This is a genomic window from Vibrio sp. 10N.222.52.B7, from assembly GCF_041474275.1.
GTDB classification, from domain to species: Bacteria; Pseudomonadota; Gammaproteobacteria; order Enterobacterales; family Vibrionaceae; genus Vibrio; species Vibrio crassostreae_C.
Map to the genome: position 1 here is coordinate 1 of NZ_JBFRTU010000035.1, position 12,618 is coordinate 12,618.

Annotated in this window: 11 protein-coding genes and 1 tRNA gene; 6 read left to right on the forward strand and 6 right to left on the reverse strand. The window is 44.2% G+C overall.

Annotation, left to right across the window (positions count from 1 at the left end; all coding sequences use genetic code 11):
* A partial coding sequence (locus AB4512_RS11420; RefSeq protein ID WP_372174933.1) for a glycosyl hydrolase 2 galactose-binding domain-containing protein occupies window positions 1–691 on the forward strand: 691 nt, incomplete at its 5' end.
* 49 nt (window positions 692–740) lie between these two features.
* On the opposite strand, the gene AB4512_RS11425 is transcribed toward AB4512_RS11420, so the two are convergent.
* The 5 genes from AB4512_RS11425 to pepA form a co-directional block, all read right to left on the reverse strand.
* The gene (locus AB4512_RS11425) at window positions 741–1,235 is read right to left on the reverse strand and encodes a GNAT family N-acetyltransferase (protein ID WP_017066666.1); all 495 of its coding nucleotides are present in this window, start codon (window positions 1,233–1,235) and stop codon (window positions 741–743) included.
* A 47-nt stretch (window positions 1,236–1,282) separates the two neighbouring features.
* The gene (locus AB4512_RS11430) at window positions 1,283–1,687 is read right to left on the reverse strand and encodes a DUF2061 domain-containing protein (protein ID WP_136989334.1); all 405 of its coding nucleotides are present in this window, start codon (window positions 1,685–1,687) and stop codon (window positions 1,283–1,285) included.
* A 239-nt stretch (window positions 1,688–1,926) separates the two neighbouring features.
* Complete coding sequence (locus AB4512_RS11435) at window positions 1,927–4,800, reverse strand: valine--tRNA ligase (protein WP_372163470.1); 2,874 nt, start codon at window positions 4,798–4,800, stop codon at window positions 1,927–1,929.
* A 102-nt stretch (window positions 4,801–4,902) separates the two neighbouring features.
* Entirely contained in the window at window positions 4,903–5,352 is a 450-nt protein-coding gene (locus AB4512_RS11440; RefSeq protein WP_372163472.1) for a DNA polymerase III subunit chi, read from the reverse strand.
* Window positions 5,353–5,451: 99 nt separating this feature from the next.
* On the reverse strand, window positions 5,452–6,972 hold the full coding sequence (pepA, locus tag AB4512_RS11445; RefSeq protein WP_017058936.1) for a leucyl aminopeptidase: 1,521 nt from the start codon (window positions 6,970–6,972) through the stop codon (window positions 5,452–5,454).
* A 192-nt stretch (window positions 6,973–7,164) separates the two neighbouring features.
* On the opposite strand from pepA, the gene lptF reads away from it, so the two are divergent.
* Window positions 7,165–8,265 (forward strand): LPS export ABC transporter permease LptF, encoded by a 1,101-nt coding sequence (lptF, locus tag AB4512_RS11450; protein ID WP_017058937.1) that lies wholly within the window; start codon window positions 7,165–7,167, stop codon window positions 8,263–8,265.
* A 3-nt stretch (window positions 8,266–8,268) separates the two neighbouring features.
* Entirely contained in the window at window positions 8,269–9,339 is a 1,071-nt protein-coding gene (gene lptG, locus AB4512_RS11455) for an LPS export ABC transporter permease LptG (RefSeq protein ID WP_017058938.1), read from the forward strand.
* Window positions 9,340–9,403: 64 nt separating this feature from the next.
* Here lptG and AB4512_RS11460 read toward each other — a convergent pair whose 3' ends face one another.
* Window positions 9,404–9,880, reverse strand: coding sequence for an RDD family protein (locus AB4512_RS11460; protein ID WP_372136557.1), 477 nt, complete (start codon window positions 9,878–9,880; stop codon window positions 9,404–9,406).
* 194 nt (window positions 9,881–10,074) lie between these two features.
* Here AB4512_RS11460 and AB4512_RS11465 point away from each other — a divergent pair.
* From AB4512_RS11465 to AB4512_RS11475, 3 genes are all read left to right on the forward strand, one after another.
* Window positions 10,075–10,159 (forward strand) — tRNA-Leu (locus AB4512_RS11465).
* Window positions 10,160–10,719: 560 nt separating this feature from the next.
* Entirely contained in the window at window positions 10,720–11,127 is a 408-nt protein-coding gene (locus tag AB4512_RS11470) for a VOC family protein (RefSeq protein ID WP_017058940.1), read from the forward strand.
* Window positions 11,128–11,210: 83 nt separating this feature from the next.
* Window positions 11,211–12,464: an HD-GYP domain-containing protein gene (locus AB4512_RS11475; RefSeq protein ID WP_017063746.1), complete on the forward strand. Its 1,254-nt coding sequence runs from the start codon at window positions 11,211–11,213 to the stop codon at window positions 12,462–12,464.
* Window positions 12,465–12,618: the final 154 nt, after the last annotated feature.

A 12,618-nucleotide genomic window follows, 5' to 3' on the forward strand; every position in this document is an offset into this window, starting at 1 on the left:
TGATAGCTTGAGTGAAAGTCAAATTGCAGAGCAAGAGTGGCACCTGATGCACGACATCGAAGTGGATGACGCTATGTTAGCGTGTCCATTTGTTGAGTTAGTGATGGCTGGAGTCGATTATTTTGCTGAAGTTCGACTTAATGGTGTGGCTGTTTTTGATTGTGATGGTAGCCAAGCTGAATACCGTAAAGATATCCGTCCTTATATGCAGTCCGGCCGAAACCGTTTCGAGATCCTTTTCCTTGAAGAAGAGGAGAGCCTATTGCTTGAAGAAGACATGGATGACTCTGTATCTTCACAGGCTATCGCTAAATCTGATTCACGCATCGGGATTTGGCAAGCGCCATACCTGCAGTTCGTTCGAAACGTCAAGCTAGAGCAAGTTGTCACAGAGCAGATCTGGCACCACGGTGGTGGCTGTGAGTTTAAAGTGGATGTTATCTATCAAACGCTAAAGGCGGGGTTAGTATCGGCATCCATCAAGTTTAATGGTATGACTCTCGTGATGCCGATTGATGTACGCGCTGAACATACTGGCGTCGTGTTCCAGGTCGAAGCTCCTATCATTTTTGATATTGAGAATCCTAACCCCAAGTATCTATACCCATTAGAAGTGGTACTTGATGGGCAAGAAGAGAGTTCTTTTGTTGCCTTGAACCCAACTTCTTGCGTCAGTAACTTTCTACGTTAACTCCGTATATTTTAGCGTTATCTTCTTTCGCTATAGCGGCGCATTCTGCTTATAACGACTTGGCCATGACAACCTCACAAGCGTCGTGGCCTGTTTCTCCCCAAGCTGACTCAAGATGCTCAAACCCAAGCTTCTCATAGAGTTTGACCGCAGCACCCAAGCACTTCGTCGTTTCTAAATACATGTGTTGATACCCAAGTTGCTTGGCTTGCTTTAAGCTCAAAGCGACAATTCGCTTGGCTAGGCCATGCCCTCGAGTTTGCGGTAAGAAGTACATCTTTTGTAGCTCACACACATTGGGTTTACCTGCTAGAGGGGCAAAGCCACCGCCTCCGACGATCTTTCCGTTGTGTTCGATAACCCAGTACATTGCATTCGCTTGGCTATAGACAGAGTACATATCATCGAGTGTTGGGTCGGCTACGCCATAACCTTTATCTTCTGTGAGTCCATGCTCAGCCGAAACTTGGCGAATGATTTGTGCGATGCTTGGGTTGTCTTGCGGTGTAATGGGTCTAAGGGTGAACTCAGCAATTTGTTCCATGATCTGCCTATGAAAGGGTCACTAATATGTGACCCAATATATGGTGACTAAGCATGTTGGTGCAAACAGAATTGTTGTTGTGCGATTTGGTCGCCTGATTTACGTAACCAGACTTTCTCGTGGAAGTAGTAAGCAACGGTATTTAAAGTTGGCTCTAGCAAAGCCATCACACCGCCGATAAAAGCATCTCCAGTCAACAAGTAGACAACAGTAAAGGCAACACTAAAGTGGATGGTAGCAAAGCTTGCTGTTTTTAATTTGGTCATCCACTGACGAGCTTTAAGCGCTGGAACTTGAGCCCACGCCTTTTCATGAAAATAGAAGGCAACAGTATTCACTGAGGGCTCAATCATAGCGATTAAGCTACCAATTAAGATGTCGCCTGTTAGTACATAAGCGACACTAAATGCGATAGTAAAATGTAATGCAGCAAAGGTTAGTGTCTTTTTCATGATAATTACTCAATCGTTGTGTTGTTTTGATAGGTCTATTATTGAGAATTATTATCATTAAGTATAATGGGAAGTAGAGATTAATTTGATAGATGAAACCTATCAATCAGTGCGGCTAGAGTGAGAATAGAGTGAGAAGCATTGGAATATTGGAATCAGGGACATAAAAAAAGGCTGGTCACCAAGACCAACCTTTCTATTTAGACCGAGAAGTTTGAAGCCTTCTCGTTCACTCGGTTTTAAAGCGCAGCGATTGTCGCTTTTTGCTCTTCAAGCTTAACAAGAGTTTCCTTGTAGCCTTCAAGCTTTTCACGCTCTTTCGCGATAACTGCTTCTGGTGCTTTAGCAACGAAACCTTCGTTACCTAGCTTACCTTCGATACGTTTAATCTCGCCGTGAGTCTTAGCGACTTCTTTATCTAGACGAGCAAGCTCTGCATCTTTGTCGATAAGACCCGCCATTGGGATCATCAACTCAGATTTGCCAACCAGTTTAGTTGCACAAGCAGGAGTCTCTTCACCATCAGCTAGAACTTTAATATCGTCTAGCTTAGCTAGAGAAGTAAGAACGATCTTGTTCGCTTCGATACGAGCGGCATCTTTCTCATCAGCAACCTTGATCATTACTTCTAAGCCTTGGCTTGGTGCAATGTCGTATTCCGCACGTAGGTTACGGATAGCAGTGATGAAAGTCTTAACCCATTCGATGTCGTCAACGATCTCAGCATTGAAGTTAGCTTCATTAAACTGAGGAAGCGCTTGAGTCATGATTGTCTCGCCTTCAACGCCGTCTACTAGCGGCTTAACGCTCTGCCAGATAGATTCAGTGATGTAAGGAAGAACAGGGTGAGCAAGACGCAGAGTCTTCTCAAGAACCGTGATAAGCGTGTAACGAGTCGCTTGTTGTTGAGCTTCAGTACCTTTCCAAAGAACAGGTTTAGTTAGCTCTAAGTACCAGTCACAGAATTGGTTCCAGATGAATTCGTAAAGCGTGTTTGCTGCCATGTCTAGACGGTAGTTGTCTAGGTGAGCATTAAACTCTTTCGCTGCAACTTCAAACTGAGACTCAATCCACTTGTCTGCTAGAGAGAATTCCATGTTTGCAAGGTCTTCTACAGACAGTGACATGCCACAGTCGTGCTCTTCTGTGTTCATTAGTACGTAACGGCTTGCGTTCCATAGCTTGTTACAGAAGTTACGGTAACCTTCAAGACGCTTCATGTCCCAGTTGATGTCACGGCCAGTTGAAGCCATAGCAGCAAGAGTGAAACGTAGCGCATCAGTACCGTAAGGTTCGATACCGTTTTCGAAAGTCTTACGTGTCGCTTTTTCGATCTTAGCAGCCAGTTTAGGTTGCATCATGTTGCCACAACGCTTTTCTACTAGCTCTTCAAGGCCGATGCCGTCAATCATGTCGATTGGGTCAAGTACGTTACCTTTCGACTTAGACATCTTGTCGCCGTTTTCATCACGGATAAGACCCGTCATGTAAACAGTTTTGAAAGGTACTTGAGCCTTGCCATCTTCGTCTTTCACGAAGTGCATGGTCATCATGATCATACGAGCAACCCAGAAGAAGATAATATCAAAACCAGATACTAGTACTTCAGATGGGTGGAATGTTTTCAGTGCTTCAGTATCTTCAGGCCAGCCTTGTGTGCCGAACGTCCAAAGTGCAGAAGAGAACCAAGTATCCAGTACGTCGTCGTCTTGCTTAAGCACAACAACAGGCGCTAGGTTGTTCTTTTCACGAACTTCTTCTTCAGTGCGACCTACGTAAACTTTACCATCGTTGTCGTACCATGCTGGGATACGATGTCCCCACCAAAGTTGACGAGAGATACACCAGTCTTGCACGTCACGCATCCACGCGAAGTACATGTTTTCGTACTGCTTAGGTACGAATTGGATTTGACCATCTTCAACGGCTTTAACTGCTGGCTCTGCAAGAGGAGCTGTGCGCACGTACCATTGGTCAGTCAGCATTGGTTCGATAACCACGCCACCACGGTCGCCGTAAGGGACAGTTAGGTCGTGATCTTTGATCTCTTCAAGAAGACCAAGCTCATCGAATTCAGCAACGATAGCTTTACGTGCAGCAAAACGCTCCATGCCTTGGTACTTAGCAGGGATATCTGTTGAGTAAACATCGCATTCTTCGCCGTTCGTAGTGAAGACTTCAGCAGCATCACGGATATCAGCGTTGAACGTTAGGATGTTGATCATCGGTAGGTTGTTGCGCTTACCCACTTCGTAATCGTTAAAGTCATGAGCTGGAGTGATCTTCACACAACCCGTGCCTTTTTCCATGTCTGCGTGCTCATCGCCTACGATAGGGATAAGACGGTTTACAACAGGAAGTAGGATTTCTTTGCCGATAAGATCTTTGTAACGAGGATCTTCTGGGTTAACAGCAACACCAGTATCGCCAAGCATGGTTTCAGGACGAGTAGTCGCAACAACGATGTAGTCTTTACCATTTGCCGTTTTAACGCCGTTCGCTAGCGGGTAGCGGAAGTGCCACATGAAACCTTTTTTGTCTTTGTTTTCAACTTCAAGATCAGAGATTGCAGTGTGCAGTTTAGGATCCCAGTTTACTAGACGCTTACCACGGTAGATTAGGTCTTCTTCGTATAGACGAACAAACACTTCTTGAGTCGCAGCCGATAGGCCGTCATCCATAGTGAATCGTTCACGATCCCAATCTACAGATGCACCAAGACGACGAAGTTGTTGAGTGATCGTGCCACCTGATTCGCCTTTCCATTCCCAGATCTTGTCGATGAAAGCTTCACGGCCGTAGTCGTGTTTTGTTTTGCCTTCTTCGGCAGCAATCTTACGCTCAACAACCATTTGAGTTGCGATACCAGCGTGGTCAGTACCCACTTGCCAAAGCGTGTTTTTGCCTTTCATACGTTGAGCACGGATAAGCGTATCCATGATCGTATCTTGGAACGCGTGACCCATGTGTAGGCTGCCAGTGACGTTCGGTGGCGGGATCATGATGCTGTAAGCTTCTTTTGATGTGTCACCGTGTGGCTTAAAGTAGCCTTTCTCTTCCCAAGTCTTATACAGAGCTTGTTCGATTGATGTTGGGTTGTATGTCTTTTCCATAGTGCTCTTAAACGGATACTGTGAATGGTTAATCGTGGTCAAACTTCATAAGTGAAGCTTCTTGAATCTAAATCCAAAGATAGCTTTAACTATGAGGTTTGACTATGGATGTTGAATCTCGATAGTTTGTAGCTGATATCTAGCTTGACGGTAAATTTTATACCTTTCTCGAGCGAGTTGCTTAGCTTTTTCTTCGCAAGGGACGAAGTCTATCACCTGAGCAAAGGCGTTCGCAAAGGTTGTATTATTATCGGCCAGATTAATTACTAGCTGACGATTCCAATTATGTTTTACGCCTTGATAGCCAATTTCGATGTTGGTTGAATACTTCGGGCCTTCGCCAACCAAGTTGTGCGCAATAAAATCACAGGGTTCGACTTGCCAGAAAACTTCAGCAATACGCTCGGCATGCTCTTTGTCATTACAGTTGAGATAAAGTTTAGCGCCTTGTTTTGCAAAGTGCTGAGCAAGAAACAGCACATAGTGAGCAAAACCATCTTCGCTGGCTTGCGGGCTGTCTGAAGGCACAATGTAAAATGTAGCAGTCTGCATACTTAATACTCGAACTGAAAATCGTGGATATCAATGTTACTTGGTTAACAGGGTCTAACAAATAGCGCTTATTAAAAAAGGGCCCGTAGGCCCTTTTTATTATTTTGAAGATTGCTCTTCAGTCTCTTGGCCGCTGCGGTTCAATAAGAATTGGACTAGCATTGAGACAGGACGACCTGTCGAGCCTTTCGCTGCGCCTGACTTCCAAGCTGTACCAGCACTGTCGATGTGTGCCCAGTGGTACTTCTTAGTGAATTTAGACAGGAAACAACCAGCAGTGATTGTGCCGCCAGGACGGCCACCGATGTTCGCCATATCAGCGAATGGGCTGTTTAGCTGCTCATGGTACTCGTCTGCCATTGGTAGACGCCATGCACGGTCACTTGCTTGCTCTGAAGCATTAACAAGTTCGTGAGAAAGTGGGTTGTGGTTCGATAGAACGCCACTGATGTGGTGACCTAGAGCGATAACACATGCGCCAGTTAGCGTAGCAACATCGACAACACAGTCAGGTTCAAAACGCTCAACGTAAGTTAGAGCATCACATAGAACCAAGCGACCTTCAGCATCAGTGTTGAGTACTTCAACCGTTTGGCCTGACATTGTCGTTAGGATATCACCTGGACGGTAAGCATTGCTGCCCGGCATGTTTTCACAACCGGCTAGGATACCAACCACGTTAATAGGCAGGTTCAGCTTAGCCAGTGCTTTCATTGTACCGAATACAGACGCCGCACCACACATGTCGTACTTCATCTCATCCATGCCTTCACCAGGCTTAAGCGAGATACCGCCTGAATCGAAAGTCAGACCTTTACCGACTAATACAATCGGCTTCGCATCTGGATCCGGAGCGCCTTTGTATTCCATGATAGACATCATCGATTCATTTTTAGAGCCACGGCCAACTGCTAGGTATGATGTCATACCCAGTTTTTCCATCTCTTCTTCGCCAATGATCTTAGTCTTCACTGTCTCGTAATCGTCGGCTAAACGACGAGCTTGAGAAGCAAGGTAAGCAGGGTTTGCGATGTTTGGTGGCATGTTGCCTAGATCTTTAGACGCTTTTACACCTGAAGCAATAGCAAGGCCGTGAGAGATTGCTTTCTCACCCAGGCTCAATTCGCGACGTGTTGGTACATTGAATACCAATTTACGTAGTGGGCGACGAGTCTCTGGCTTGTTGCTCTTGAATTGGTCAAATGTGTAAAGACCATCTTTAGTCGCTTCTACCGCTTGGCGAACTTTCCAATAAGTGTCGCGACCTTTAACGTGAAGTTCTGTAAGGAAACATACAGCTTCCATAGAACCTGTTTCGTTTAGTGTACTGATGGTTTTTTGGATAATTTCTTTGTATTGACGCTCGCCTAGCTCACGTTCTTTACCACAGCCTACCAGTAGAACACGTTCTGAAAGTACACCAGGTACTTGATGCAGTAGTAGCATCTGGCCAGGTTTACCCTCTAGATCACCGCGACGAAGCAGTGAACTAATGTAGCCATCGCTAATCTTATCTAATTGCTCGGCTACTGGAGAAAGGCGGCGCGGTTCGAATACACCGACAACGATACATGCGCTGCGCTGTTTCTCTGGGCTGCCACTTTTTACACTGAACTCCATGCGTACTCCTACATCCTGAAGACAAATCGAACTAAATGTTAGATAATGGGTTCTTACTTGTTGGATCCTATAATGGAACTAACCTTAAAGAAGAACGCTAACACTTAGCTAAAAATTTAAAAAAATAAAAGGTTCAACGGGAAATTATAGTGATTCAATCAAAAAAACAAGTTTTGTATAGGTAATTTGAGCGTGATTATTGTTAGATATTTGATCCGCGAGACAATCAAGAGCCAATTTGCGATCTTTTTTGTTCTCTTTCTCGTGTTTCTCAGCCAAAAATTCATCAGTGTTTTAGCGGATGCCTCTGATGGTGATATCCCTGCGAGTCTTATATTGTCGATTGTTGGCTTAAATATGCCAGCGATGGGCCTATTGATGCTTCCACTCAGTATCTATATTGGTATTTTGCTTACTTTTGGCCGCCTTTACGCTGAAAGTGAAATAGTGGTCATGAACGCCACCGGTATCGGTAATAAATTCCTGATCCAATCTGCGCTTTACCTCGCTTTAATTACGGCATCTGTTGCAGCCTTTAACTCATTTTGGTTATCTCCTTGGTCACAAGACAAAGTTGAACAAATGTATGAAGAAGTAGCTGCAGAGAACAGCGTTGATTTGCTACCAAAAGGTAAGTTTGAAGGTACGCCGGATGGCTCTTCTGTCGTGTTTATTGATGATATCGACGGTAATAAGTTAGAAAACGTGTTCGTAGCTCAAATGCGTCCGCGTGATTCTGTACTGCCAAGTGTGATGTTCTCGAAGTCAGGTGATGTAAAAGAGCTCAGTGATGGTCGCCAAGTGATCGTAATGTACGATGGTACTCGTCATGAAGGCATTCCGACTCGCCTTGACTACAGGGTGACACACTTTGAAGAATACGAAGGCCTGATTGGTCAGCGTGAAGTTGAGAAGAAAGGTCGAGACTGGGAAGCGATCCCTACGCTTGAACTGATTGGTAACTCAAATAATAGTGCGAAAGCAGAGTTGCAGTGGCGTATTTCTTTGGTACTTTGTATTCCATTGTTGACCATGCTTGTCGTGCCACTGTCTGCGGTAAACCCTCGACAAGGTCGTTTTGCGAAAATCGGCCCAGCAATACTGATTTATCTCACCTATTTCTTAGCAATCAGTGCAACCAAGTCTTCAATCGAAGAGGGGAGCATTCCTGCGGTAATCGGCATGTGGCCAATCAATGCGTTATTGTTATTTGTCGCGATTGGTGCCAACTTTATGGATAGCGTGCCAGTAAGGCGTTTGAAAGAAAAATTCAAGAATAAGAGGTTGGCTTAAGCCGTGTTTAAGATTCTCGATTTATATATAGGCAGAACCATCATCGCAACGACGTCACTGGTATTGGTGACGTTTGTTGGTCTCTCTGGGATCATCAAATATGTAGAACAGCTAAGAAAAGTTGGCCGTGGTACATACGATCTATTACAAGCGCTGTATTTCGTTTTATTGAGTATCCCTCGTGATATCGAAATGTTCTTTCCAATGGCTGCATTGCTTGGCGCATTGATAGGGCTTGGTATGCTTGCTGCAAGTTCTGAGCTTGTCGTTATGCAGGCAGCTGGTTTCTCTAAGTTAGATATCGGCCTATCAGTACTTAAAACAGCTATTCCACTGATGATCGTGGTGACATTGCTTGGTCAATGGGGAGCACCGCAAGCGCAGAAAATGGCTCGTGATTTAAGAACTATCTCGATTGCTGGTGGTAATATTATTTCGACGCAAAGTGGTGTCTGGGCTCGTGATGCCAATGACTTCATCTTCATTGTCAAAATCGATGACCAGAAGCTATATGGAATGAACATGTGGCGCTTTGATGAAAACAAGGCACTTAAAACCGCTATTTATTCTGACGAAGTTGATTACGTTGGAGACAACGTGTGGACGATGAAGGATGTAGAGATCACGTCTTTTGAAAACGAACTTCAAATTACTAAAGAAAGTTTACCGACTTACTCTTGGGAAACGTCATTAGCTCCAGATAAGTTGGCGATAGTAACGGTTAAACCAGAAGAGCTATCGTTAAGTGGGTTGTATGATTATGTTTCTTATCTGAAGGCGTCAGAGCAAGATGCATCACGCTATGAATTGGCGCTGTGGAGAAAGATAACCCAGCCAATTTCGATCGCGGTTATGATGTTGATGGCACTGTCGTTTATCTTTGGTCCTTTGCGTAGTGTGACCATGGGTGCGAGGATTTTGTCAGGTGTTATTGCTGGCTTTACCTTCTATATATCCAGTGAGTTCTTTGGCCCAGTGAGTTTGGTTTATCAAATACCACCCGCCTTTGGCGCAATAGCCCCGAGCGTGGTGTTCCTTGGAATTGCCATCATGCTCTTGAGGCGGAAACTGTAAATAGTAAAAAGGAAGGCATAACGCCTTCCTTTTTTGATCTTGATTGGAGCTAACTTAAATCACATTATCGTGCTTGTGGTAACACAACGACTTCGGTCTTTGCCCAGATATCGTGAAAGCCACGCTTTTTTGGATCGAATGGAACACATAGGTTTGCCAATCCAAAACCTGAAGTACCTAAACGAATCAGCGCCTGAGTTACTGTGATCGCTGAGCCATCTTTGTTTTGAACGCGCAGCTTCCAAGCTCTCATGCCGAGAGTTTGACCAGCTCTAGTCCAGAAGAACACGAAGAAATATACCCAAACGGCGACTAAGTAAAAGGTATATGCAGGGCTCCAAATCGGATGGTTGGTTAAGAAGTCACTAACATCGGCATAACCGCTGTGGTTAAAAATGCCGAGAGCCATGAGCGCGTGCAGTAGAGCGACAATGACGCCAGCCGCCAACATTTCAATAGCGATTACGATCAGAGCGTCGTAGAACAAGGCACCATATCGGCGCATGACTCCTGCTGGTGGCAGAGTGTTTGTTGATGTCATGTGTTATTACTTCTTTAAAAATTGAGGCGTCAGAATATAGTTTAAGGCTTAGCCTGAAAAGAGACATGACGCACAGCTTATGACTTAGTGGCGAAATTATCGGCAAACACACATGAATTCAAGTTTTTATACTTGCCACATCAGTTCGCATACGTATAATGCCAAACATCGAAAGGGCAATGCCCCAAGATAATGCCGGTATGGTGAAATTGGTATACACGACGGATTCAAAATCCGTTGCCTTCGGGCGTGGCGGTTCAAGTCCGCCTACCGGTACCATATTTAAATGACAAAGCCTCGACGAAAGTCGGGGCTTTGTTGTATCTGGGATATAGGAAGCGTTGCCTTCGCGGTGGCGGCAGGAATGCCTGTCCAATCAGTCCGCCTACCGGTACCAAACATAGAAAGGTCGCTTTGGGCGTTTGTGAATTTTAAATCCAGCGTGTCGGCTTGGATGCAAGCCCAGTCAAGTCACCTACCGGCACCATATTTAAATGACAAAGCCTAGATGAAAATCGGGGCTTTGTTGTGGGGTATAGGAAGCATTGCCTTCACGGTGGCGGCAAGAATGCCTGTCCAATCAGTCCGCCTATCGGTACCAAACATAGAAAGGTCGCTTTTATAGCGACCTTTCTATGTTTTGGACGTATGTGAATTTGAAATCCGGCGTGTCGTTGCAGTTGCTCTTCAATCAGACAGATCTTGATGTTTCACTCCTAAATCTCATAATTTCCCTTCGCTATTCGATCTGATAATGAATTAATTATCTTAAATCATGATGTTACCTGTCATTCTCTTTTCTATTGTCTATGTTTAAAGGACTAACAGAGGAGATAGATATGCTGACAGTAACCCCTTACTTGTTTTTTGATGGTCGTTGTAATGAAGCGTTGGATTTTTATCACAAGTGCTTTGGTGGTGTGGTTTTATCTAAGCAGCTTTTTAGTGATGCACCACAGGTAATCGAGGGCGCTCAACCTGATTGGGTTATGCATGCTGAGTTCGAAGCGTTTGGTATGAAGCTGATGATGTCTGATGGTGTTAAGGCAAAAGAACTTGAAGGCAACAATCTCGCTCTCTCTCTTGTGACTGAAGATAGCGCGACTCAAGAACAAATCTTTGAAAAGCTCAAGAAGGGAGGGCGGATAATGACTCCACTCGCAGATACTTTTTGGGGGGCTCGATTTGGCAAAGTAGAAGATAAATTCGGTATACGCTGGATGGTGCACTGCGACTCTTTAAGTTGAGCCTGTGAAATTGGATAGTGAAATTGCTGCTTGGTTTTATTAGAATTATAAATAGAGATTAATCATCAATATTATATATAAAAATGGGCAGCATAAAGATTACCGTAGATCGCATTCAGCCCGGTCTGCATATACGACTCCCCGTAAAATGGAATGAACACCCATTTTTATTCAACAGCTTTAAAATCAAAGATGACGCTCAAGTAAAAGTAATTCGACATCTTGGGATTAAGCACGTCTATATAAACCTGAGTCAAAGTGATACCTCACCTTTACCTGTTAATCACGTAGGTGAACAAGAAGTCGATATTGATTCACAGGTAAGCCTTGAAACGGAAAGAATGTGGAAAGATAAGCATGAGCGTATCGAAACCCTTAGCTCTTACCGCCGCAGGGTGAGTCATTGTGAGAGAGAGTTTGAACGTTCGCTTGCTCGAATGCGATCTGTGATGACCAAGATCCGTAACAGACCTTTAGATGCGGTAGGGGAGGTTAAGGCTCTTGTTGATGATATCGTTGAAACTCTAGTGAGCGATGATAACGTCACCTTGCACCTTATGAATGCTAAAGCAGATTTCGAAGATATTTACTTTCATACTCTAAATGTTTCGGTTGTTGCACTGATGATAGGAAAGGCCAAAGGCTATAACACACAGCAATTGAAAGACCTCTCATTCGCAGCGTTGTTTCACGATGTAGGCAAGATCAAAATACCAGTCGCGATACTAAGAAAGCAGAGTGCACTAACGGTGCCAGAAGAGAACTACCTGAAGCTTCATACTAAATACGGTGCGGATATTGTATCGGCAATTGATGACTTTCCTGAAAGTGCTAAAAAGGTGATCGCTCAACATCATGAGATGAATGATGGTTCTGGCTACCCCGAGGGCTTAAAAGAACATGAGATTGATGAATTTGCCAAGATAGTCGCCGTGGCTAATGCATTTGATAACCTTTGCCATGGTAAAACGCAATCTCAACAAATGATCCCGTATTTGGCACTGTCCCACCTATATAAGAGCTGCAAGCATCTATATAGCCAAGATAACTTGGGGCTGTTAGTTAAGTTCATGGGAGTCTATCCACCAGGAACTGTAGTACAGCTTTCAAATGACTCGATTGGGATTGTGATATCCGTTAACGCTAAACATATGCTTTATCCAAATGTACTTATCTATGATCCTAGCGTGCCAAGAACCCAAGCTCCGATCATTGACCTCTTTATTAAAGAGATCAAAATCGTTAATGCCGTTCATCCAAGCAAATTACCTGAACAAGTTCGAGAGTATCTAAACCCTAGGGCTCGTTTATCTTACTTTTTTGATAGTGGAGAGTAGTTATCCACAGGTCGTTGTGGGTAATTTGTTCGAAACTTGGGGTGAAAGTGGTATAAATAAGCCCTTGGTTGAAATGTCTTCGCTTAACCTCTTTTTTTAATAAAAAACGCATTTATTGCTTGCCAATATGAGCGGCATCTCTATAATGCCGCCT